This window comes from Paenibacillus sp. MSJ-34, assembly GCF_018918005.1.
Classification (GTDB): Bacteria; Bacillota; Bacilli; order Paenibacillales; family Paenibacillaceae; genus MSJ-34.
This window is the reverse complement of the sequence record NZ_JAHLPR010000025.1, coordinates 12,206-35,285: the sequence shown is the minus strand read 5'-3', so window position 1 is coordinate 35,285 and position 23,080 is coordinate 12,206. Positions and strand designations below refer to the sequence as shown.

Here is a 23,080-nt window from a genome sequence, read left to right as displayed (position 1 = left end):
GCATATGATAGAGTAACAAAAAACGATCTACAGTTCTTCATCCAACAGATCCGGATCCAAATCTTCAAAATCGCTATCTTCGCCGCCGAAATCATAATCCTTGTCATCCAGATCCCCACAGCCGTTCGGGCATACTTTCACACAAACTTTCGTTTCGGCGACCATTTCTACCGCGAATTCCCGTTCCACACGTATCGATACACTTGTTCCGTTCGAAGAAACGTTAGCTTCTACGCAGTTCGGCTCTTGCGTTGCCTCCGCAGACACTTCCTCCGTAGAAGCTCTATGTTTCGGATCCAGATACGACAATGGAACGAGGTCAACGTATGATAGCGTTTCTTTAGCTACATCCGTCTGCGTATTTTTGTCGTATGAATACCAGATGTTGATATCGTAAGTACCGATCACTTCAATCCCGTCGCCTGCACGAACCGCTTCGTATTGATGGTTTATAATCCATGCCCCCAATATACTGGTCGGATTATGAGGCGGAGTTACGGTATGCGTTACGGTGGAGAACTTACGACCTTTGCCGCAGATCGCTTTCGTGATGATCTCTCTACAATGATGTTTATCTGTCATTGCCATCGAATTAACCTCCTCCATACAATCATTCAATTAAAGTGTATGCAGGACATTCGTCTAGGGTGACAATAATTTCTCGCGGCAATTAATATATTTTACTTTTCCGCCATAGATAAGGGCTTATTTTTTTTGGCTATTGCCAAGAACTGCCCAAGTTCCCGGCATAGTTGCAATATAGCGGACCGCACTTCGAATTCCGTTCGCGAGCGCGGCAGCTCCATATTGCGGAACTCTTCTTCCAATCGGCCTAACAACAATTCCACCCGGCCCGTATAATGAGATTCCTTCACGTCTTCGCTCAAATGTTCGAACAATTCCGCCACCAACGCCCCTTGAGGTAAAATTTGGTATACTTGAGAGATTATAGCCATCATTCTTTCAATCGATTCCAATTGCTGCTGTCGCATATAAAAATAAACAAGCCATGAATCGTCGGGACGAATCAATTGATTCTCGACCGATTTATTCGCGAGTTGGATGCCGCTGTCGATCGCTTCTTGGGCTTCCAGCAATTCCCGGCCGCTCCATATGTAGTTGCCGTCTCGTAAATGGTTGGCGATTTGGACGAATATCGCGGAGAAGAGCTGTTCCGCTTGGTTCCTTACCGTAGATAAACGTTCGTCGACTTTGGGCATATAGATCAAATTCACCGCCGTTGCCGCGCCAAAACCGACGGCGAGGGAAGCGAGTTCATTGCCGATCGCGAGCATGCTCACTTCCTGTTTGCCGAAAATATGAAATACGACGACGGAGCTTGTAATGATACCGTCTTTCAAATTGGCGCGGGCAAGCAGCGGAAACGCAACTAAAATGTAAAGCGCGAGCACCCATATGTCGAAGCCGAGCAGCTTAAAGAGCAAGCTGGCTAGAAACAGGCCGAGCAAGGAGCCGGTAAAGCGGGCGACGATCGTGCGCACGCTTCTTCTCCTCGTCACTTCCACGCCGAGTATGGCGAGCAAGCCCGCCGACAGCGGCGATTGGAGCCCGGCGAGATCGGCGGCGATGACCGCGAGCATCGTTGCGATCGCAGTCTTGATGACACGTATTCCCATAGATTCAACCCTCTGCAGCATAAATTTCTACCGATTCGATCCATGCGGGCAACGTTCGGTTCTTCTCTATGGTACTTCATATGCGATTGCCGCACAACTCAGGCCAATTTGCGCTCGATGTAGGCGACCAGTTTATACATAGCGGTAGCTACGACCGCAATGACAATCAATGTAGAGAGGACAAGCGTAAAATTAAACACTTGGAAACCGTATACGATTAAATAACCGAGTCCGATCTTGGCGACGAGAAATTCGCCGACGATGACTCCGATCCAAGCCAGGCCGACGTTCACCTTGAGTGTCGATACGATAGCAGGAACGGATGCGGGCAAGATGACTTTCCGGAATACCGTCCGTTTATTCCCGCCAAACACGCGGACGACCTTGACGAAGTTCGGATCGACTTCGCGAAAACTTTGGTACACGACTAGCGTCGTAATAATGACGGTAATTGACAACGTCGTCGCGACGATCGCCATAAAACCGGGACCGAAGCTCACAATAAACAGCGGCCCGAGCGCCACCTTCGGCATGCTGTTCAATACAACCATATAGGGGTCGACAACTTTCGCCAGAAAATCCCACCACCATAGCAACATGGCCAGCCCCGTCCCGAACAATGTGCCGAGCAGGAAACCGACGATCGTCTCTCCGACGGTGATTCCGAGATGCGGCCACAACGATCCGTCTAACGAATCCCGGGCAATTTGCGCGAACACTTTGCTGGGATAACTGAACAATAAAACGTCAATCCACTTCAGGCGACCGGCAATTTCCCACATGGCGAAAAACGCGATTAAGATGACGATTTGGACCGAAAGGACGAGCCTTTGCTTCTTCTTAAACCGTTTCCGATGCGATTGATAGATCGATTGGAGGGCGTCTTGCATGTTCGCCACGGCACATCACCCCTTCTCTTCCGACGTTTCGAGTTCTTTCCAGACGTCGCGGAATAATTGATTGAATCCTTCCTGTTCGCGGGCATACAGCGGCTGCGTATCGCGAATATGCTGCGGGATGTCGAACGCTTTCCGGAACCGGCCCGGATTTCGTTCCAACACGATGACGCGGTCGCCGACCGCAATCGCTTCAGACAAGTCATGCGTTACTAAAATCGCCGTTTTGCGATGTTGTTGCATCGCGGCGACGATTAGATCTTCCAATTGCAGTTTCGTTTGATAATCGAGCGCGGAAAACGGTTCGTCCAGCAGCAAAATATCGGGATCCGTCGCAAGCGTCCGGACAAGGGCGACGCGCTGCCGCATTCCCCCCGACAATTGATGCGGATACAGCTTCATCGTGTCCGCAAGCCCCATTCCTTCCAGCAAATGAAGCGTATAATCCCGCTTATGCGGAGTCAGCCCGCCTGTCAGTTCCAACCCGATACAGGCATTCTGCCAAATCGTCCGCCAAGGAAATAAGTAATCTTGCTGCAGCATATACCCGACTTGAGGCGAAGGACCGCGAACGGACACGCCGTTTACCGTTACTTCGCCGCTCGTCGGCCGGATCAGTCCGGCAATGATGGACAATATCGTCGTCTTGCCGCAGCCGCTCGGACCAACCAAGCTGACGAACTCGCCGGAAGCGGCGCGCATGGAAAAAGAGTCGACGGCAAGCGTCGCTTCCCGGTCCGTCACATACACTTGCGTTACTTCTTTCAATTCCACCATTGGCATCATATTGGTATGACCTCCCTGCTTACGGCTTTACTTTCTCTTTCGCTTCCTTCGCAAAGGAGTTATCGACGATACGGTCGATCGGCACTTCCTGCTTCAATTCTCCCGCGCCGCTCATTACAGCCATCAGGTTTGCCCACTCTTCTTCGTCCAACACGGGGTCGGCGGCGTAGGAGCCTTGATCTTTGTACCGTTTCACGACGCGAAGGACGATATCTTTATCGGCGTCCTTGAAATAGGGCAAAATCGCATCCGCGATCTTCTCCGGACTGTTCGCATCCACCCATAATTGCGCTTTATGGACGGCGTTCGTAAATTTTTGCACCACTTCTTTATTTTTCTGCATGTAGCTTTGTTTCGTCATGAACACGGTATACGGCAAGCGGCCGCTTTCCACGCCGAAGGAAGCGAGCACATAACCTCTGCCTTCTTTTTCGAAAATCGACGCTTCCGGTTCGAACAATTGAACGTATTCGCCGGTTCCCGAAGCGAACGCCGAAGAGATGTTGGCAAAATCGACATTTTGAATCAAATTCAAATCCTGCTGCGGATCGATGCCATGTTTTCTCAAGGTGAACTCGCCGGCCATTTGCGGCATGCCCCCTTTGCGCTGCCCAAGAAATGTGCTTCCTCTCAAATCGTCCCATTGAAAATCATCGTCCGGCGTGCGCGAAACGAGAAACGTTCCATCCGTTTGCGTGAGCTGTGCGAAATTGATGACCGGATCTTCCGATCCTTGCTGGTACACATAAACCGACGTTTCCGACCCGACCAATGCGACATCGATGACGCCCGACAACAATGCCGTCATCGTCTTGTCGCCGCCCGCCGTCGTCTGCAATTCCACATCCAGCCCTTCATCGGCGAAAAATCCTTGCGAAAGGGCGACGTATTGCGGCGCATAAAAAATCGAGCGCGTTACTTCCCCGATTTTGACCTTCGCGTTGCCGCCGTTTCCCCCCGAACAGGCCGCTAATCCAAGGCTGCTGCACAACAGAAAGACCAATGCGACGATCATGGTTCGCTTATGCATGCTTATCCCTCCAATCTTCTCGAATTAAAGCTGTATTGTAATGTATGCATGCGCCCAAAAAAGCGTTAATCGCGAACCGCAAAAAGAAAACCGCCCTTCGCGCGGGCGGCAGAAAAAAACATTTTGAAAAAAACGGCTTAAATAAGTAGAATGGACTATGTAAAGATATCAATCTAAAAATTTCCATGAGGAGCTATGTCTATGAACGAGTTTCAACCGCAACACTATCCCCCTCCGTATCCGTCTTATCCGACGAGCCCGAAGACGAACGGCAAAGCGATCGCCGCGCTCGTGCTGGGCATTTGCGCAATCATTATCCCATATATCGGCTTTATTATCGGGATTATCGCGATTATTATGTCGAAACTGTCGTTTAACGAAATCAAACGTTCGGGAGACGGCGGAAAAGGGATGGCAATCGCAGGATTGGTATGCGGAATTATCGGCCTCGTATTTTATGCTATTATTTTTCTAATTATCATACTGACTCTCGTGATATACAGTACCAAAATCTACGGGTACTAACCAAAAAAACTCTCCTAGCGGCAAGCGTTGGGAGAGTTTTTGCGTTTCCGTGCGTTTCCGTTACAGACGATAAATATCTTTAAACTTCGTTTCCAAATAATCGATCAAGTAGGACGGGGTGAGCGGTTCCCCGGTCACGTTTTGTACGATTTCCGCCGGCGTCAGCAGCTTGCCGTGACGATAAATATTGTCGATCAACCAAGCTTTGACCGGCTGGAAATTTCCTTGTTCGATCAAACGGTCGAACTCCGGTATTTCCCGCTTGATCGTATGCATGAATTGGGCGGCGTACATATTGCCGAGCGAGTAAGACGGGAAGTAACCGAAGCCTCCGCCGGACCAATGAACGTCCTGCAGTACGCCTTCCGCGTAAGTCTTAGGTACGATACCCAAATACTGTTTATATTTCTCGTTCCATATTTCCGGCAAATCGGCCACGTTCAGCCCTTCGTTAAACAGCATCTTCTCGATTTCATAACGGATAATGATATGCAAGTTGTACGTCAACTCGTCGGACTCGGTACGGATGAACGACGGCTGGACTCGATTGATCGCCCGGTAGAACGTTTCGGCCGGTACATTCAACTGCCCCGGGAAATGCGCTTGCAAATCGCCGTAATACCGGTTCCAGAACGCGCGGCTGCGGCCGATCATATTTTCCCAGAAACGGGATTGGGATTCGTGAATCCCCATCGACGTCCCCGTGCATAGCGGCGTGCCGATCAAGTCTTTTGAAATATTTTGCTCGTATAGCGCGTGGCCGCCCTCATGAATGGTGCTGAACAGCGCATTCGCCATATCGTCAACGGCGTATCGGGTCGTAATCCGCACATCCCCCGGATTGAGTCCGGTCGCGAACGGATGGACGCTTTCATCCAGTCGGCCCGCCTCGAAGTCGTATCCCATCCGCTCCAGCATAAACAAGCTGAATGCTCGCTGTTTCTCTTTGTCGAACGATTGCTGCAAACAAGCCATATCCGGCTGATGGGCCGATTCCGCGATGGCGGCGACAAGCGGCACCGATTTGGCGCGGAGCTCGCCGAACACTTGATCCAGTTTCCTGACGGTCAAATCCGGTTCGTACATGTCGAGCAGCGTATCGTAACGCGTCTCCTTCGCGCCCCATAAATCGATAAATTGCTGGTTGTACGCGACGATCTTTTCCAAATAAGGCTGAAACATCGCGAAATCGTCTTTATGCTTCGCTTCTTCCCAGATCGTTTCCGCCTGCGACGTCAGCACAACGTACACCTGATACGTTTCGGCCGGAATTTTTTTGCTGCGGTCGTATTCCTTTTTGCATTCCGCAACCGTTCTCCGGTTGATCTCGTCCAGCCGTTCGTTTGCCTCCGGCTCGGTAAGCGCATCGAGATACGCGCCCATCTCATCGGATGTAGAAAGCTTGAACATCTCGGTGGACAATACGCCGATCACTTCGGATCGGGCCTCCATCCCTTTGCGCGGCGCGCCGGTACGCAAATCCCAATACATGACCGCGAGCGCTTCCTCGTAACTTTTTATTTTTTGCACCAGTTTGCGAAAATTTTCCGTCGTTTGCTCAACATTTTGACTCATCAATCCGTCACCTCTCGCAACTTTTTTTCTTTCACCTCTTGATGATACTTTTTGCAATCCGTATAATCAACTTTTATAAGAGTGAAAATATGAAATCGAGGGAGTGTGCTTCATAGCGATGAGAATGCATTTTACGGAACACGCTTTGCAAACGATCAAGCGGCGGATCGGCGAAACTCCCGGCAACGTCAAGTTGATATACGATACGGACGGATGCGGCTGTGCAGTCAACGGTGTGCCGAGTCTATGGCTTGTAAACGAAGCGACCGAATTTGACAGGCGGATAGACAGTGACGATTTGTCCATATGGATCGATCAAAGGCATGAAGTTTTTTTCGAAGATACATTGCATATGGATGCGGACCCGAAAACGGGCGTATTTAAATTGTCCAGTCCGCAGCAAATATACGGTACGAACGTGCAGTTGACCGACAAACGTTAACTTGCGCGGTATTCTATCAAGTAAGGAGTTAGTGATATGTCAATGATTCAATCGATTATGGAATTCAACAAAGAATTTGTAGAGAAGAAAGAATATGAAGCCTATTTAACCGACAAATTTCCCGATAAAAAGATGGTTATCCTCACATGTATGGATACCCGCTTGGTCGAGCTGCTGCCGAAAGCGATGAACTTGCGCAACGGCGACGCCAAAATTATTAAAATCGCCGGCGCCATCCTTACTCAGCCGTTCGGCAGCGCGATGCGCAGCATTCTGATCGCCATATACGAATTGGGCGCAAGCGAAGTGCTCGTGATCGGGCATCACGGCTGCGGCATGATGAAAGTGGATACGAACGCGGTTGTCGAGAAAATGAAAGAAAACGGCATTTCCGAAACCGTGCTCGATACGATTGCCAATTCCGGCATTCGGATGGAACGGTTCCTGCGCGGGTTCGAATGCGTCGAGGAAGGCGTGTCCCACAGCGTCGAGGTGATTCGCAAACATCCGCTTCTCCCGGCGCATATTCCGGTTCACGGATTAGTGATGGATCCGGAAACCGGCAAGCTGGATCTCATTATTGACGGATACGACGGGATTAAAACGAAATAATATCGACTGAAGGCCGCGGGGAACGGAAATTCCCGGCGGCCTTTCATTTCATTCATGATGGAACAATTCTCACGCTGCCCGAAGAAGTCCTCACTTTCACGACTTCATCGGTCTGTCCCTTCGATTCCGGCACGTTCTTCGAACCTGAACCGGTCTGCACGTCATAGACGCCGGCGAAATCGCGGGGAACCGTAATCCGTACGCTGCCTGAATTTGCACGTACGTCCGTCTCGCTCACTCTCTCTTGCGTAAGCGTGACGTTTCCGGATGTCGAATGAATTCGGGCCGCTCCCTCCGACTGTTCAATCCAAATTTTCCCAGAACTTCCCTTCACCGTGATATTGCCGGCAATCTTCTCTCCTCTGATTGAGCCGCTGCTTGACGCCAATTGAATGTCGTCCGCGGTCAAACCGTCGATGCGCAGCCCGCCGGAGCTTGTCACAAGAGAGGCGTTCTTGACACGGGCGCGATCGATCGTTAATCTATTGCTTCCCGTATCGGCCCTAAGCGTATCCAGTATCGCACCGTCCGCCAAAGACACGGTAACGACCTGTTCCCCAATACCCGAAAAGTTTAAAAACCTCAACTCGAGTTTCCATTCATTTTTCAAATCCAACCGCAGCTCTGTGCCGGCAATTGCCGCTTTCTCAACTTTCCCGGCCACTTCCTCGGACGCCTTCCCTCTCACTTCGATAAAATTGGTATGATCGGGACTTTGCACGAACTCCACGCGAACGCGGTAATCGCTTTTTATGTCCAACGCATTCAATTGGCCTGGCTCAAACGTCCATTTTTTCGAATATTCCGTTTCTCCCGTATTGTATATAAAATCGAAGCCGGTAAATATCAGTCCTCCCAGCCCGACAACGATACAGATCAACGCTAATGCAACCCATATTTTTCTCATCGTTACGCTCTTCCTTTCGAAACGTCGGCATTCCACCGGATATACGCTGCCGAAGTCTTTTTAAAGATGCGGAACAGCTTGGCGGCCCCAAGGGCCAGCAAGATGCCCAGGCCGGTCAACAGAATAGAGGCATACATTTTCGAAGCGTCGAATGCTTGCGTCAATGCCGTATCCACCGCAAACAGCAACGGCGCTAGAATCAAGGCGCCGCCCGCCAACGCCAAGCTGAACCAAACGCACCATGCCGCCAGACCGATCGGCACGGCGAGCAAATTCAGAAATACGAGAGCGGTAACCTTTATGGCCGAACGGCCTTTACCGGCATTCGGCCGATTGGACGAATACGGTTGATACGTTTGCCGATTGAGGTTCGGCACTTCATACCGATCGCCTACTATTTCCTTGGCCAACTCCACGGGATCTCCCAATTCGTTTACGATTTCTTCTTCCGTTTTTCCGTTTTGCAAGCCGAATGCGAAATGAGCCTCGTAATCGGCCATCAGCTCCCGCCGTTCCTCTTCTCTTAGCGGCGTTAATTGGCTGTTCAACAACCATATAAATTGCGCTTTATTCATGTCCATCTCCCTCCTCGATCAAACCGGTCACGCCTGCGACGAACTTTCTCCACTCATCCATCAAGTCCCGTAAATATAATTCCCCTTTAAGGGTCAGCTTGTAATATTTGCGCGGCGGCCCTTCGCTAGATTCTTGCAAGTAGGTCGTGCAATAACCGTCGTTCACCATACGGCGCAAGAGCGGGTAGAGAGCCCCTTCCGCGACTTCGATATGCTTGGAAATCCGCTGCGCCAGTTCGTATCCGTATTGGTCCTTTCGTTGGATTAGAAACAATACGCAAAGCTCAAGCACACCCTTTTTAAATTGGATATTAACGTTCATAACCGCCCCTCCTTCCACTTTGCGCATCGCCATTTCGAGATCTCAGCGCATGCACGTTGCCGTGCTATTAATCGCCGTTCAGTATGGAACAATATTCACTACCTAAATCAATATAACATTCAGTAGTGAATGATGCAAGGTACTAAATAGAAAAAAGACGATTTTTTTCAATTTCGTCCGAAAAATTTTGAAACCTATGCCCCTTGCCTGCGTAATACTTCTTGGTTATCATATCATTTCAACAAGAAGGGGTAGAGAACATGCGCAAATTTGTTGCAGTATTGATGGCATTCACGCTGATTTTTGCGATTGCGGCTCCCAGCGTCGTCGATGCCAAACGCGGCGGCGGATTCAGTTCCGGGAAAAGATCGTTCACGACCACGCCGAAAAAATCGCAAACCGACAACACGGTCAATTCCTCTAATAGCGGAACGAAAAATCAAAATACCGGGACGGCGGGAACGACCGGCAATCGGGGATTCGGCGGAGGCTTTTTGGGCGGCTTAATGATGGGCGGCCTGGCGGGCATGCTGTTCGGAAGCATGCTTGGCGAAGGCTTCTTGGGCAACATGCTCGGGCTTTTAGTGAATGTAGCCGCGATCTTTATTTTGTTCCTCGTTATTCGTTCGATCTTCACTTACTTTACGCAGCGCCGCAAAGCGACGGACAATAACAATAACAGGTATTGATCGATGCGTTTAAGTATGGATGAAATCATTAACGCAATTTGCCTGCATATGGCGGAGCGCAAGCAAGTGAAACCGACCGATGTGGAAGTGGAACTGAGCTGGGATGAAGATCACGGGTACACCGCGGAAGTATGGGTGCACGGACGCAGTCAATATTTGGTGGAAGCCAATATCCTTGAGGCGATCGAACGTTATTTGTTTACCGAATACGATCGGCGCGTATTCCGGGATCAAATTCAACTCGGGCTCGATGACGAGATCTGGGCTGACATTCGATAATCGGACGAAAGAGGAATCGCATTCGGAAGAGGACGCGATTCCTTTTTCGCGTTTAAGCGACACGTTTTTCAAATTGTTTTCCCTTGCGCCTTTTATGACGATATACTCTTGCAGCATCGATCCTCTCCTTTATTCATGGAATTACGCGGTCCGTTGCGTTTTATTTTACTTGGTCCCGCTGACAACCCTATGTCAGGTTGGAGCAATCCGGAAGAAATTTTCGCACATAACTTATGGTATATTGAAATTGCACGAACCTATTTTCCGTAACGAACGAAGTGAAGGAGGATCGATTTCATGACTGCAACGAAACCAGATTACGATAACCTGACATTGATATGCCCGGTAGATTGCGGGAACGCGCCAAAAAAAGCACAGCTGAAAGAACTGAACATCGCTTTTGCCAAACACGATATCGCCTTCATAATCGAGAATATGACGGAAGACGTCATTTGGAATATTGTCGGCGGCAAACGAATTCAAGGGAAAGAACGATTGGTCGAAGCGCTGAAGCAAATGAAGAACAGCAAGATAACCGAGCTGGAAATCAGCAACATTATTACGCACGGCTATACCGGCTCCGCCAACGGCATCATGAGATTGGGGAACAATAAAAGTTACGCTTTTTGCAATGTCTATCTGTTCAACAGTTCTGCGAAAAATGCCAAAATTAAAGAAATCACTTCGTATGTGATTGAAGTATCGTAAATGAGCAATTGTGCCTTCGAACATGCTTTCGCTTGAAGATAAATGTCATTGAAGCTGCTTGATCCGTTCTCCAAAATATGATACTTTTGAAAAAACGACCGGCGTGAAGCACATGCCGCTTTGATCGCACATCTCTAATGTTGTGTGTCAAGGCGGCTTTTTTGCATTTATCATAGAGTTAGGATGGCGATAAGAATGAGTATATTCGAACAGGTTTATGAAGATTGGCTGCAGAAACAAACGAACGAAGAGAACAATCCGAGGCGGCGTGAACTTTTGCGAAAGGGGTTGGGACATGGAACGATTGAGTTTTTGCGATCGATCTGGTTTCCCGTGATCGGCAGTCTGGATCATCTATATCCCGAATATGAGGTGCGCGATTTCAATAACGGATACCGTTATCTGGACCTCGCTTATATGCCCGGCGGCGCGAAAGGCTGCATCGAAATTCATGGTTATCGCTCCCATGCCAGGGATGTCGAGGTCAGCCGTTTTAAAGATTTATGTATGAAGCAGGCATTGCTCGTCCTTGACGATTGGTATTTCCTTCCTGTCGCCTACTTATCGATTCGCGACGATCCCGGGGTTTGCAAGCAGCTGACGCTTTCCTTTGTCGGCAAGTTTTTGTCGATTGAATTGTTGCCGCAGCTTGACTGGGCGGAAGCGGAAACGTTGCGTTTTGCCCGCAGGCTCTTACGTCCCTTCGCTCCCAAAGAGCTAGCCGAACATTTGAGGCTCTCGGAGCGCCGAACGAGACTAATTCTTCATCAATTAGTGGACAAAAATTTGCTTTCCATCGCAAGCGGGGTTCAGCGCTATCGTACGTACCGCCTTGCGCAGCAACTCTAAAGCAGGGTTAGCGCTATCGTACGTGTCCCCTCTAAAGCGAGGTTAGCGCTATCGTACGTGCCGCCTTGCGCAGCAACTCTAACGGATGTCACGGCCGCTATTTCCGAAAAATCGGCCCTTTTGAAATTGTAACGGAACTATACGCCGCTATTTGCTAATCATTCGCGTTTTTCCGTAGGAAAAAACTCAAATAAGGTCGCTCAGATCCGTTACATTTCAAAAAGAGGCTCTATCGGCAAAATAAGGTCGCTGACTTCCGTTAGAGCCTCATTCGGACGGCGGTGCCACCGAAACGCTAGGTGCTTGCGCTTCAACGTCGCGAGTCCGCTTGGCGCAGGCACGACTTTTCCCGTCTATCCGCCACTTGCGAACGAAACGGAAACGACCCCCGTCCAAATGACGGAGGTCGTTTGTTCGCATTGCGGACAGCGTTACGGCTTGATCGCTCTCGTCGCGATGAAACTGCTGCAATAGCGATCCAATAACCGGGTTCCGCCGAACGTATCCTCGTAAAATCCGGCAATCATAAACCCGGCGCGGATCTGCCCTTGGATTTGTTGTTCCAAGGTATGCCCGAATTCCAGAGCGTCCCCGCTCTCAGCGATTTCTTGTTCGGAGGCATAATCCAAATCGGAATACGGAAGCTTATGGTTCACTTGAAGAATGCCTTGTTCCTGCAATTTCCAGTCGAATAAATAGAAGACCGGGTTCATAAACCCGCTGATCAACGTTCCGCCCGGCTTTAATACGCGATAGGCTTCTTCCCATACCGGTTGAATATCCGGAATAAACACATTGGATACCGGATGCACAATGAGATCGAACGTCGCGTCATCGAACATGCCTAAATCCGTCATCGAACCTAGAACCGTATGAATGGTTAAGCCGTCGCGTTCGGCCACGAATGCATCCTGCTTCAATTGCTCTTCCGAGAAATCGAGTACGGTTACCTCCGCTCCCGCCGCAGCCAAGATCGGGCCTTGCTGCCCTCCGCCGGAGGCAAGGCATAATACCCGCTTGCCCTTTAGTTCCGGAAACCACTCGTGCGGAACCGGTTTTTCCGTCGTAACGACGATCGTCCATTCCCCTTCCCGCGCTCGCTTGATTTCCTCGCGGCCGACAGGAACGGTCCATTGATTTTGTTTCGCTACCTTATCATTCCAATTCCCTTTATTATGTTCAATAATGTCCATCTTTCGCAAACTCCTTCATCCGCACGATACAGATTCATCAATCTTCCCAAACATTTTGCAGCGGCAATCCCTTTTCCGTTCTTGCCGCATCGACGACCGCTTGGATAAACTCCGTTTTCGAGCGGGTATATTGTTCCATCGTCATTCCATCGTATTGGGCGGAACGCCTTTTCATTTCTCCATATTCCCGCACCAAATCGGGATGCTCTCGCAAATAATCCCGCAAAAGAAACTCATTCCGCGCATAAAATCCATCGTCGAACGGGAGGATGTGAATATTGTGCGTCCATGTTCCATCGGTATATTTGGCAAATAAATATCTTCCGTTCATGCCCGTAGGGACATAACGGTAGCAATCGGAATCAAACTTCGATTCGTAAAATGCCAACGGTTGCAATGAGTTTACGCCGACGAAAATATCGATAATCGGCTTGGCCGCTTGGCCGGGAATGGACGTGCTTCCCACATGCTCGACGGCCGCCGCTTCGCCCTCGAAAAGAGCGAATATGTTGTTTTTCTCCGTTTCAAAAGCTTCGCTCCAATTCTCGTTATAATTGACAATCTTAATCTCTTGCATTTCAATGCCCCTCTTTCTTATCTACCGTTCAGTCCGCTAGCGAAAACGTTCCATACCGTTCCGGAACGCTGCGGGATCGTTATTCTCGATGCCAAATAAGGCCTCCTGCAGAGCAAACGTACCATGATAAAAGACGATTCGGTCCATCATGTCCGTCGCTTCCGGATATTCATCCGCGACGAAACGGAAGAAGCGTTCCCCATAAGAAGCTAGCAGACCGGCGTAATCGACAGCCGGATCGCCGATGCCGGCCGAACCGAAATCAATGATGCCGCTAATATGCCTTCTGTGCGAATCATATAATATGTTCGAAGTGCCGAAATCGCCATGAATAGGCACCTGGGCGATCTCGAAGTTTCCTTTGTCCTTCAGAAAGCCCGTGAAATGGAAATCTGTCCAATGCCGGGCTTCCTGTTTCATATAGGGATAGAGCTTCGTTTGAATGCGTTCGTACATATTCGACCATTCCGCATAAACGCCGTCAGCCGTCCCGTACAAGCCGATATCGTCCGGCTCCATCGTATGCAATTGTTTCAGGAATAAGCCTAATTGACCGGCTAATCGACGCAGTTCGCATTCGTCTCGAATCGTATGAAGCATTTCCGTCTCGAGCGGTTCTCCGGCAATTTTCTTGTACCCGATAAACGCGTCCCCTATGCCGTTCGGGTAAAAGCTGCGGTATATCGGACGGGGAACTTCCATCGGAACGCGGTCGACGATACGATGCAAAAAAACAGCCTCGCGCTCTAACTGCTCGATCCCTTCCTCATACTTTGGAAAACGAAATACGAGCTCCGAGTTAACGAGCACCGTATCGTTATTTTGCCCGGAACCGAAGCGCTCGACAGAATGTATGAACAGCTCGGGGTATATGCGTTGAATCGATTTCGCATATTGGTTGTCTACCGCCATATTCATTTTACACACCTTCGATGTTCAGTTAGTTTGAATCGGAAGCAGCTTTTCCGTTTCGGCAACAAGGTCTTTGAGCATGTCGACGCCTTCCCTGGCGCTGCCGGTGTTCGAAGACAACAGCGTGACGATCCGATCTATTCTTTTCTTGTAACCATGGGGCTTCATTGCGAATCGATCCGCCGTCGCTACCGCTTTTTTCTCATTAATGCAATATTCGTTGTTGATGGCGAACAAAACTTGATTCAAGCAGGAAATCGTTCGATAACAACAGCCGGAAACATAAGAAATATCGTCTTTATCGACATTCTTATCCGCGAACATCAGCGAGAAAGAAGCTTCAAACATAAAATAGCGAATGATCGCATCCTGCACCGCTTTCGGGTACGGCGCCGTCTTCGCCTGCAGCTTGGCAATTCGACCGGTCGGATCCGATAAAATGTTGCAAATCGATATTTCGCCCATATACATGACGTTCAAGTATGCGTGAGGATGCCCCGCATGGTAATTCGCCGTGACGGAACCGGATAAGCATTCGTCGATCACCTTCGCAACTCTTGTTACATCGCGAAAAATAAGATCGACATGAAATCCTTGCACAACGAGCCATCCTCCGCCATTGACCCACGGTCCCCATCCGCCCAACTCCGAAACCAAATTCTCTCGATGCTCGTCGTCCAATTTCGCGGCGATGGGTCCGATATGCCTTACGTCAAAACCTGCCGATTCATCGTAATAAATGCCGATATCTATATCGGATGTTGGATGATGCGTTCCTCTTGCCCTTGAACCGCCCAGGACAATGCCTACAATGCCGGGCGCGTCTTGCAACGCTTTCGTTGTCTCTTCGATAATTTCGGATACAGAAATCATGCTAATCTCCTTCTCACTTCAGTTAGTACAGCGCTCGTTCCAAGACGGCCCGGTTCTTCAACATCCAGGCTGCCGCGCGGGCTCTCCACGCCAAACCCCACAGCGGCCCTTCGCTGTCCGGGGTAATATGTCGCTCGATCGCTTCCTCGGCGGTCTCGCAAATCGCGACTTCGATCATTCGATCCGCCAAAGTCCGCCGCTGATCGGCGGCAACGCCGTAAGCGTCGGCAAAGAGACGGAGCTGCCGCGCCCGGACGTCCAATGGCGGCAAACCAGCCATTTCGGCTACATCGTCGTCATGAAGCTGCGGAAAAAGCCAGCATGCTCGCGCCAGTTCGACCATCGGATCGATCGGGCCGGCATACTCCCAATCGATGAACGCAACCGGCATCCCGCCGCGCGTCACCGTATTCCAAGGCGCCACATCGCCGTGACCGATAATTCGTTGCGTTCCGCCCAATTCGCGCAAAAACCATGGTTGCCACTCGGCATCGACAGGCGCTTCGAAGGAAGCCGCCGCGTCGTGAAGCCGGCGAAGCATCCGGCCGACTGCGGCCAGTCCTTCGTCGCTCCAAGGGCCGGGATGCACAAATTCGCCCTCAATATAACCGAGCGTCTCGCGGCCTTCAAGATCAAAGCCGGAGCCGATCACACGCGGCGCCGCCGCGAAACCGCACGACTCTAAATGTTTGAGCACTGCATGTACGCTCCGGGACCATGCTCCCGCCGGCCGCAGCACCATATTGTACTTATGGCTGACGGATTTGGCGGCGGACAATACCCTTTCCTCCTCGCGCTCATTGCGTTCATTGTCTTTCGCTTCATCTGTTGCCAATTCTTCGTTCAATGGGATACCCCTTTCTCATATTGAGGGGAATCACGCAGTTTATCGGGCGATGATGCGGTTCTCCCTCGCTTGTTGTACCCGTATCGTAATCGTATCGCTAACCATAACAACGCCTCCTATGATCATTTCCATAAAATTGTAACATAGATGAAGCGATCGATCGATATTGCCGCGGAACGATATTTAGGCAATAATGAAAAAAAATGAAATGATGGGAGGCAAGACGATGATTATATGGTTAAACGGCGCGTTCGGGGCCGGGAAAACGCAGACCGCTTTTGAGCTACATCGAAGATTGTCCGATTCATTCGTATTCGATCCGGAAAATGCAGGCTATTATATCCGAAAAAACATCCCCAGAGAAATGTCCAGGGACGATTTTCAAGATTATGCGATGTGGCGCGAATTTAATGTCTCGATGTTGAAACATATATACAGCGAATATGGAGGGACCATCATTGTGCCTATGACAATCGTTAACCCCCAATATTTTGATGAAATCGTCGGGAGGTTAAGGAATGACGGCGTCGTCGTCCATCATTTTGCATTATGCGCTTCAAAGGAAGTGCTGCGGCAAAGACTGCGCAAACGAGGCGAACGAAGCAGTTCATGGCCGATGCGGCAGATTGATCGATGCGTGCAAGGTTTGTCTGACGATGTTTTCAAGCATCATCTGGATACGGATCGGATGTCGATTGAGCAGGTTGCGGAAACGATTGCCTCGATGGCGAACGTCGGCTTGCGGCCCGATCGCAAAGGAAAGTTGGGAAGAAGACTCGAACGTTTGAAAACGCAACTGAAGCATATTCGCTTTCCCGTATAATGCGTTTTCATAGACGCGAATGGCCGCCTTATTGCTCGTCTCCGGATTGATGACGCAACCGCCGCATTCGTAAGATCGACATATTGTCCATCGTCTGGATAATCACTTCACTCCCTTCAACGTTTGTATATATCCGATTGGAAGTCGCCATAGAGAATCAAATAAGGGTCGGTCGGTTCATCTCCGGTTACATATTCTTGAAATACGCTTACGATTTCTTCATACGATCCTTGACGGGCATAGCCCCAATAACGATTCACCTCCTGGTCGCGCATGAGCTATTGCAGATATTCAAGTATTTCGAAGGCGATCCCCCGCGGACCTACGCTTCTTGTTTGGCGCTAACGAAACTAACAATCCTTATTGGGCTCAAAATGAAGACGTTCCAATCCTAACGAAAGCAGGTATCGTTATTCCCCGGAAATCGGCTGTTTTACCGCCTTTTTCCCCTCATTAGCGTGTTTCAGTTTCGTTGCATCGGCAACAAGGTGATTTAGCAGGCATTAGCGTGTTAGCGTTTCGTTAGCTCGCTCGACGGGCTGTCAGCCGTGCAAGCTATTATGAAATTGACTCATTTGATAATCAAATTTACTCCGTATAAAAACAATCCCAACTTCCTCGCGACGCTTTGGGAAGAGAGATTTTCCAAGGAAGTGCTGTACAGAGGAAGGCGCCCGAGTCGCCTTACAGCCGCTGCCCATCCGGCCGCGGCCTCGGCGGCGCAGCCTCTTCCGCGATAAGAAGTCAATGTCTCGAGCCCCGCTTCATGCGCCCTCGGTGTGATGCGGACGCTGCGGCAGATCGAAACCGCCTTGTTATCGCGCACCATTGCGATGCAAGGCTGCACAAAATCAATCTCCGAGACCAGCCATTCGAAATCGTCGTGCAGGAGCTCGGCAATATTATCGCGGGTAATGGCGACCGCATCCGTTGACGGAGAGGTGACGGCAGGCACGAGATAACAAGGTCCCGCCGTATGCTCCCTCCCTTGCAGAAGTGCCATATACGACTCGAAATGTTTCGGTTTCATATGAATATCCGACATTTTCGGTTCATCGGCGCATAACTCTTCCAATTGCCCGGCGATTGCATCCGGAACATCGTGCCGAAACCGGCAGACGGCCGTCCCCTCTATCGTTCGCCCTAATATAAATCGGGGAGCAGGATCCTTATCCCCGGGCCAAGGCTCGTTAACCGTCCGGAGCCGCATATTCCGGTCATGGGTGAACAGCGCTTCAATATGGAGCTCCATCAACTCATGAGCGGTTGGTTTGAGTTCTTCCTGAATGTTCAATCTAATCCCTCCCATTTCAATCGCGAAGAACTTACATCATCCTCGAGACAAAAGCCGTTTCAATTCATCCGCGTCATGCACCGGTTGTTGACAGGCGAAATTTTCGCATACGTATGCGGTCGGCTTGCCGTTGATCGCGGTTTTGTCTTGCAGCGCAGGCAGCAAGCTTCGAAGCCGTTCCCCCTCTTCCCCGTCCGGAACGAACAGGAGGATCGAATTCGGCAAATACGTTTGCCGAACCGCAGCTAGCATCCGTTGCACCTCCGAATCGTCGCCGGCGCCGGCAATGACGATTTCCCGCGATCCGCGGAACGCACCAAGCATCGCTTGCATCAGCATCGAATATCCGGCAGGGTAGCGCATCGCCGCTCCGGCAAAAGCTTTCAATTGTTGTTCCGCAAGCTGCGAAAGCTCAGCCTCTTGCGTTATGGCAGCATATTTGGACAGCAGCATCGCCGCCACCGAATTGCCGGAAGGAAGCGCGCCGTCGTATATTTCCTTCATCCGGGTCAGAAGCCGTTCGCCGTCCCGGCCATAGAAATAGAAGCCGCCGCGTTCCCCGTCCCAGAACAAATCGATCATTTGCCGCAGCAGCGCAAGCGCCTTGTGAAGATACGAGGCATCGCCCGACGCTTCGTACAATTCGGTCAAGCCCCATATGTAGAAGGCGTAATCGTCGATATAGCCGAGAAGCGCCGCTTCTCCGTCGCGATAGCGCGCCAGCAGCCGCCCGTCTTCCGTTCTGCGCAAATGCGTTTCGATGAAACGTACGGCGCGCGCGGCCGCATCCGCATATTCGGATGATTGCAACGCCTTGGCTCCTTTGGCAAGCGCCGCGATCGTCAATCCGTTCCAGGCGGTTAATATTTTATCGTCCTTATGCGGATGGATGCGCCGTTCGCGCCATTCGAACAAGGCCGCTCTCGACGCTTCCATCTCCGCTTCGAGCGTCTCCGGATCCAAACCGCGTTCCCGCGCATATTGCTCTACTGTCCGCTGCAGCAAATTCGGTATGCTGTTCCCTTCGAAATTTCCTTCTTCCGTAATGTCATACAGCTCGCAGTACCGGCTGCCCCGCTCCGCTCCAAGCGCTTCCTTCACCTGTTGCGGCGTCCATACGTAGAACTTGCCCTCCACCCCTTCGGAGTCGGCATCCTCCGCCGAATAGAACGCCCCTTCGAGGGAAGTCATGTCGCGCAGCACATAAGCGAAGATCGACTCGGCTAAATCGGCATACCGCTTGTTTCCTGTCCATTGATAGGCGTCCAAATACGCCATCGCAAGCAGCGCATTATCGTACAGCATTTTCTCGAAATGCGGCACGAGCCACCGTTCGTCGGTCGAATAACGGGCGAAGCCGTGCCCGACATGGTCGCGAATGCCCCCGCGCGCCATCCCTTCCAACGTCCGTTCGGCCATCGCGATCGCTTCCTTCCGATCGTATGTCCGTCCGTAAGCGAGCAGAAACGATAAGTTATGCGGCGTCGGAAATTTCGGCGCCGAGCCGAATCCGCCGAACATTACGTCAAATTCGGCTTGAAATTGTTCGAAGGCGCGATGCAGCACGCGTTCGTCCCATTCGCCATGCAAATGCGCCGTTTCATGCGCCTTGACCTGCTCCGTAATTTGCGCGCTTACCTCCTTGATTTGTTCCGGCTCCTTTTCCCAAATGCCGCGAATTTTCACCAGAAGCTCGACGAGTCCCGTGCGGCCGAATCGATTATGCTTCGGAAAATACGTCCCGGCAAAAAAAGGCTTCTTATCCGGCGTCATGAAAATAGTAAGCGGCCATCCCCCATGTCCCGTCATCGACTGGCAAACGCTCATATACAAATGGTCGATATCCGGCCGCTCCTCCCGGTCGACCTTGATCGAGATATAATGGTTGTTCAATAAGGAAGCGACTTCTTCGTCCTCGAAGCTTTCCCGTTCCATAACGTGGCACCAATGGCAAGTTGAATAACCGATAGATAACAAGATCGGCTTATGATCACGATTCGCTTTCTCAAAAGCCTCATCCGACCAAGGGAACCAATCAACCGGATTGTAAGCATGCTGCAGCAAATACGGCGACTTTTCCTTGGCTAATCGATTGGGGTTATTGTTCGTTGACATAGGGCAACACCTCCTTGTTTTCTGGATATTTCCAAGTTATATTTTGAGGTTATCATACCCATTGCCAAAAGAAAAACCCATGCCTTGGACATGAGTTTTATGATTTTTCAACCAATATTCATATTGTTTGTCGATCGAGCTACGGAACATTCCGGCAAGATTTTCATTATATCCGCAGACCTTTCTCCACTACGTCTAAAGCTTCATCCAACAATTTGGCAAACTCTGATTTTGTAGCCTTAGCATTATAATCCATTAACGATATATTTACCCCAACGACCACGCCGGCAAAGGTTCGTACGGCCGGATCGTCGGAATTTCTGCCTGTTCGTTTGGCGACAATCTGAGTTAACAGCTGCATCATCTGAGTTAAGTTATTCATCGCTGCCGCGCGCAGCTCCGGGACCGTCAAGATCAGTTCATTTCGCTGACGTACTGTTTCCCACTCATCGTCAGTCATTTCGGCAATTCCCGAAATCATTGCATTCCGAACGGCTTGCAAGGGACTCAACTCTGACGGTTGGTTTTCCAATGCAGCGACGAGAACAGGATCGTAATTATCGGTTAATACGACATCCTCTTTTGTTCCAAAATAACGAAAAAACGTACTCGGGGAGATTTCCGCAGCTTCGGCAATTTGTTCAACCGTTGTCGCATGATAACCATTTTCTCGAAAAAGCCTTAATGCATGCATCTGAACATTGGCCATCGTTTTCGCTTTTTTTCGCTCACGCAATCCGACTTTTTGTTTCGCACCTTCAGACATCCCTTTGCACTCCTAACCAAGTTCGAATCAAACTTCGAAAACTGTAACTTCAAGCATATTGTCACTTACATTAGAGTCAATGTCAACTTACACTCAAGTTCATAAACTATCAACTTTCACCGATCGCCGATTGTTTTACAAATCGCTATGAACTAACCTCCTCCAGCCCACACATCCGCCGATCAAAAAGACGGCGAGCGCTCCAATCACAGAACCCCATGCAAGCCCGCCACCCTGGCTTATTGCGTACACATCAAACAGGTTAAAGAGCGACACGGCCCCCAGCCATTCTAATGCTGCCAAATCAGAAAGCATGTAGAGCAAGAACATGAGAAACACAATTCCGATTCCAAGCGATAACGCACCGCGTTCGGACGTAAGCCAAGACGTTAGCGCATAACCGATTCCCATAAATCCGAGAATGATTAACAGACCGGCCGCCATGACGCTGCTTACGGCGACAACGTCATTCATCACGCCTAAACCTTTGCCAATCAGCAGCACAATACCAGTGGATGCACCGGCGATCATCCCGACTTTCGCAACATGCGCCGCACATTTTGCCAGATAGATAGCCGTTCTGCTGCGGGGGGTTGCGAACAGAAATTCGGCCGTTTGACGATCCCGCTCCTTGACAATGGATCCTATCGACCAGTTGATGGCGAAGCACCCTAGAAGAAGCACGAAAAACATAAACGGCTGGCCGGCCATCCATCCTTCAAAAGTGGAAAGTGCGATGGAATCCGCATGATCTGTTCCGCCGGAGATTTGGCTATCTAGATAAGCCTTGGAAGCGGCGGCCGGGATGGCTTGAATTGCCGCAATCACGCAAAGAGCGATCCAAAAACTCCGTTGATTTTGACGCCACTCCAACTCAAACAACTTGCTCATCATTGGGTCCCTCATCTTTCTTCTCTTTGTTCCGGCTATACTTTTCCATAAATCTCTCCTCAAGAGACATTTTTCGAAGGTTCAAATCTTTCATGGGCTTATCGGCAAGAATAGAAATCAATTCATTTAGGCGATGATCCTCTACCCTTCCGCTGCAAACCCCATCGATATATTTCGAATTGGGATCGATATTTAGCAGTCCGTACGTTCGCCTTAGATCACCCGATTCTTTAAAGATCACCTCGTATAGATGAGCCCCTCCTCTGGTTAGATCGGAAACAGAAGCATCTTGAATGATCTTCCCGTCTCGTATAAACGCGACCCTGTGGCAGACCTTATCCACCTCGGTTAATATGTGAGTAGACAAGAATACCGTTGTACCGTTCGACTCATTTAATTCACGAATAATTTCAAAGAAGCTCTGCTGAGCGAGGGGATCAAGCCCGGAGGTGGGTTCATCCAGGATAAGCAATTCGGGCTCATGCAGAAGTGCCAGCAGTATGCCTAGTTTCTTGCGATTTCCTAATGAGTAGGTTCGGATCCGGGGTTTCATCTCCCATTGCAGTTTCTGCGCATACTCGGGAATCCTTGTTTTTTTCAAATCAACCCCATAAATGCCTGCTGCAAGCTCCAGCATCTGTTTTCCGGTTAAATCCTGGTAAAGTCTAATCTCGGAAGGCAGATAGCCGATTCGGCTGCGTATCATTGGATGATCCTTCTGTATTCGTTCTCCAAGAACCGAGATATCCCCGGACGTAGGGCTGATCATCTGCATGAGCAAACGGATCGTAGTCGACTTTCCTGCGCCGTTTGGCCCAATAAATCCAACGATCTCGCCTTTTTTTACGGCTAGATTTATATCAGCCACTCCGCGTTTCAAACCGTAATATTTATTTACATTGTTCATATGAATGGCTAACGTCTTTTGGCGCTCCAACGCGAGCACTTCCTTTCCGC

29 protein-coding genes are annotated in these 23,080 nt (G+C 50.1%); 9 read left to right on the top strand and 20 right to left on the bottom strand.

The window, feature by feature from the left end:
- Positions 1-27: 27 nt before the first annotated feature.
- The 5 genes from KQI79_RS13915 to KQI79_RS13895 all read right to left on the bottom strand — a co-directional run bounded on the left by KQI79_RS13915 (position 28) and on the right by KQI79_RS13895 (position 4,349).
- Positions 28-588, bottom strand: coding sequence for an outer spore coat protein CotE (locus tag KQI79_RS13915; protein WP_216538851.1), 561 nt, complete (start codon positions 586-588; stop codon positions 28-30).
- A gap of 92 nt (positions 589-680) precedes the next feature.
- Entirely contained in the window at positions 681-1,637 is a 957-nt protein-coding gene (locus KQI79_RS13910) for an aromatic acid exporter family protein (RefSeq protein WP_216538850.1), read from the bottom strand.
- 98 nt (positions 1,638-1,735) lie between these two features.
- Complete coding sequence (locus tag KQI79_RS13905) at positions 1,736-2,527, bottom strand: ABC transporter permease (protein ID WP_216538906.1); 792 nt, start codon at positions 2,525-2,527, stop codon at positions 1,736-1,738.
- A 15-nt stretch (positions 2,528-2,542) separates the two neighbouring features.
- Positions 2,543-3,319, bottom strand: coding sequence for an ABC transporter ATP-binding protein (locus KQI79_RS13900; protein ID WP_216538849.1), 777 nt, complete (start codon positions 3,317-3,319; stop codon positions 2,543-2,545).
- A 19-nt stretch (positions 3,320-3,338) separates the two neighbouring features.
- Positions 3,339-4,349 (bottom strand): ABC transporter substrate-binding protein, encoded by a 1,011-nt coding sequence (locus tag KQI79_RS13895; RefSeq protein WP_216538848.1) that lies wholly within the window; start codon positions 4,347-4,349, stop codon positions 3,339-3,341.
- 201 nt (positions 4,350-4,550) lie between these two features.
- On the opposite strand from KQI79_RS13895, the gene KQI79_RS13890 reads away from it, so the two are divergent.
- Positions 4,551-4,874, top strand: a complete 324-nt coding sequence (locus KQI79_RS13890) for a DUF4190 domain-containing protein (protein WP_253298147.1) — start codon at positions 4,551-4,553, stop codon at positions 4,872-4,874.
- A 60-nt stretch (positions 4,875-4,934) separates the two neighbouring features.
- On the opposite strand, the gene KQI79_RS13885 is transcribed toward KQI79_RS13890, so the two are convergent.
- Entirely contained in the window at positions 4,935-6,449 is a 1,515-nt protein-coding gene (locus tag KQI79_RS13885) for a carboxypeptidase M32 (RefSeq protein WP_216538846.1), read from the bottom strand.
- Positions 6,450-6,567: 118 nt separating this feature from the next.
- Here KQI79_RS13885 and KQI79_RS13880 point away from each other — a divergent pair, with 118 nt between their 5' ends.
- Both KQI79_RS13880 and KQI79_RS13875 read left to right on the top strand, forming a co-directional pair.
- On the top strand, positions 6,568-6,891 hold the full coding sequence (locus KQI79_RS13880) for an iron-sulfur cluster biosynthesis family protein (protein ID WP_216538845.1): 324 nt from the start codon (positions 6,568-6,570) through the stop codon (positions 6,889-6,891).
- A 36-nt stretch (positions 6,892-6,927) separates the two neighbouring features.
- A complete protein-coding gene (locus tag KQI79_RS13875; protein WP_216538844.1) occupies positions 6,928-7,503 on the top strand; it encodes a beta-class carbonic anhydrase in 576 nt (191 codons plus the stop codon).
- Positions 7,504-7,555: 52 nt separating this feature from the next.
- On the opposite strand, the gene KQI79_RS13870 is transcribed toward KQI79_RS13875, so the two are convergent.
- The 3 genes from KQI79_RS13870 to KQI79_RS13860 are packed head-to-tail and all read right to left on the bottom strand — an operon-like array spanning position 7,556 to position 9,307.
- On the bottom strand, positions 7,556-8,410 hold the full coding sequence (locus KQI79_RS13870; protein WP_216538843.1) for a DUF4097 family beta strand repeat-containing protein: 855 nt from the start codon (positions 8,408-8,410) through the stop codon (positions 7,556-7,558).
- Positions 8,411-8,412: 2 nt separating this feature from the next.
- Positions 8,413-8,985, bottom strand: coding sequence for a DUF1700 domain-containing protein (locus KQI79_RS13865; RefSeq protein ID WP_216538842.1), 573 nt, complete (start codon positions 8,983-8,985; stop codon positions 8,413-8,415).
- Positions 8,978-9,307, bottom strand: a complete 330-nt coding sequence (locus KQI79_RS13860; RefSeq protein WP_216538841.1) for a PadR family transcriptional regulator — start codon at positions 9,305-9,307, stop codon at positions 8,978-8,980. Before KQI79_RS13860 ends, KQI79_RS13865 begins: the two co-directional genes overlap by 8 nt.
- A gap of 260 nt (positions 9,308-9,567) precedes the next feature.
- Between KQI79_RS13860 and KQI79_RS13855 the strand changes: the two genes are divergently transcribed.
- The 5 genes from KQI79_RS13855 to KQI79_RS13835 all read left to right on the top strand — a co-directional run bounded on the left by KQI79_RS13855 (position 9,568) and on the right by KQI79_RS13835 (position 12,306).
- The gene (locus KQI79_RS13855) at positions 9,568-9,996 is read left to right on the top strand and encodes a hypothetical protein (protein ID WP_216538840.1); all 429 of its coding nucleotides are present in this window, start codon (positions 9,568-9,570) and stop codon (positions 9,994-9,996) included.
- A gap of 3 nt (positions 9,997-9,999) precedes the next feature.
- On the top strand, positions 10,000-10,275 hold the full coding sequence (locus tag KQI79_RS13850) for a YxcD family protein (protein ID WP_216538839.1): 276 nt from the start codon (positions 10,000-10,002) through the stop codon (positions 10,273-10,275).
- Positions 10,276-10,572: 297 nt separating this feature from the next.
- Positions 10,573-10,983 carry a nuclear transport factor 2 family protein gene (locus KQI79_RS13845; protein ID WP_216538838.1) on the top strand — a complete coding sequence of 137 codons (411 nt, stop codon included), beginning with the start codon at positions 10,573-10,575 and terminating at the stop codon, positions 10,981-10,983.
- Positions 10,984-11,178: 195 nt separating this feature from the next.
- Complete coding sequence (locus KQI79_RS13840) at positions 11,179-11,832, top strand: transcriptional regulator (protein ID WP_216538837.1); 654 nt, start codon at positions 11,179-11,181, stop codon at positions 11,830-11,832.
- A 303-nt stretch (positions 11,833-12,135) separates the two neighbouring features.
- Complete coding sequence (locus KQI79_RS13835; RefSeq protein WP_216538836.1) at positions 12,136-12,306, top strand: hypothetical protein; 171 nt, start codon at positions 12,136-12,138, stop codon at positions 12,304-12,306.
- Here KQI79_RS13835 and KQI79_RS13830 read toward each other — a convergent pair.
- Genes KQI79_RS13830 through KQI79_RS13810 form a run of 5 tightly spaced genes read right to left on the bottom strand, consistent with a single transcriptional unit; the run spans position 12,264 to position 16,234 of the window.
- On the bottom strand, positions 12,264-13,025 hold the full coding sequence (locus KQI79_RS13830; RefSeq protein WP_216538835.1) for a class I SAM-dependent methyltransferase: 762 nt from the start codon (positions 13,023-13,025) through the stop codon (positions 12,264-12,266). The two genes, KQI79_RS13835 and KQI79_RS13830, sit on opposite strands and share 43 nt — an antisense overlap.
- Positions 13,026-13,062: 37 nt before the next feature.
- Positions 13,063-13,602 carry a GrpB family protein gene (locus tag KQI79_RS13825; protein WP_216538834.1) on the bottom strand — a complete coding sequence of 180 codons (540 nt, stop codon included), beginning with the start codon at positions 13,600-13,602 and terminating at the stop codon, positions 13,063-13,065.
- Positions 13,603-13,638: 36 nt separating this feature from the next.
- On the bottom strand, positions 13,639-14,520 hold the full coding sequence (locus KQI79_RS13820) for a phosphotransferase family protein (RefSeq protein ID WP_253298146.1): 882 nt from the start codon (positions 14,518-14,520) through the stop codon (positions 13,639-13,641).
- Positions 14,521-14,538: 18 nt separating this feature from the next.
- A complete protein-coding gene (locus KQI79_RS13815) occupies positions 14,539-15,387 on the bottom strand; it encodes a nucleotidyltransferase domain-containing protein (protein WP_216538833.1) in 849 nt (282 codons plus the stop codon).
- 22 nt (positions 15,388-15,409) lie between these two features.
- Positions 15,410-16,234 carry a phosphotransferase gene (locus KQI79_RS13810; protein ID WP_253298145.1) on the bottom strand — a complete coding sequence of 275 codons (825 nt, stop codon included), beginning with the start codon at positions 16,232-16,234 and terminating at the stop codon, positions 15,410-15,412.
- A 226-nt stretch (positions 16,235-16,460) separates the two neighbouring features.
- On the opposite strand from KQI79_RS13810, the gene KQI79_RS13805 reads away from it, so the two are divergent.
- Positions 16,461-17,057, top strand: coding sequence for an AAA family ATPase (locus KQI79_RS13805; RefSeq protein ID WP_216538832.1), 597 nt, complete (start codon positions 16,461-16,463; stop codon positions 17,055-17,057).
- Between the two features lie 116 nt (positions 17,058-17,173).
- Here KQI79_RS13805 and KQI79_RS13800 read toward each other — a convergent pair whose 3' ends face one another.
- The 6 genes from KQI79_RS13800 to KQI79_RS13775 form a co-directional block, all read right to left on the bottom strand.
- On the bottom strand, positions 17,174-17,317 hold the full coding sequence (locus tag KQI79_RS13800; RefSeq protein ID WP_216538831.1) for a hypothetical protein: 144 nt from the start codon (positions 17,315-17,317) through the stop codon (positions 17,174-17,176).
- Between the two features lie 311 nt (positions 17,318-17,628).
- The gene (locus KQI79_RS13795; RefSeq protein ID WP_230193096.1) at positions 17,629-18,351 is read right to left on the bottom strand and encodes a GNAT family N-acetyltransferase; all 723 of its coding nucleotides are present in this window, start codon (positions 18,349-18,351) and stop codon (positions 17,629-17,631) included.
- Between the two features lie 36 nt (positions 18,352-18,387).
- Positions 18,388-20,466, bottom strand: a complete 2,079-nt coding sequence (locus KQI79_RS13790) for a thioredoxin domain-containing protein (protein ID WP_216538830.1) — start codon at positions 20,464-20,466, stop codon at positions 18,388-18,390.
- A gap of 166 nt (positions 20,467-20,632) precedes the next feature.
- Entirely contained in the window at positions 20,633-21,232 is a 600-nt protein-coding gene (locus KQI79_RS13785; protein ID WP_216538829.1) for an acyl-CoA-like ligand-binding transcription factor, read from the bottom strand.
- A 135-nt stretch (positions 21,233-21,367) separates the two neighbouring features.
- Positions 21,368-22,126: an ABC transporter permease subunit gene (locus tag KQI79_RS13780; RefSeq protein WP_216538828.1), complete on the bottom strand. Its 759-nt coding sequence runs from the start codon at positions 22,124-22,126 to the stop codon at positions 21,368-21,370.
- Entirely contained in the window at positions 22,107-23,060 is a 954-nt protein-coding gene (locus KQI79_RS13775; RefSeq protein WP_216538827.1) for an ABC transporter ATP-binding protein, read from the bottom strand. Before KQI79_RS13775 ends, KQI79_RS13780 begins: the two co-directional genes overlap by 20 nt.
- Positions 23,061-23,080: the final 20 nt, after the last annotated feature.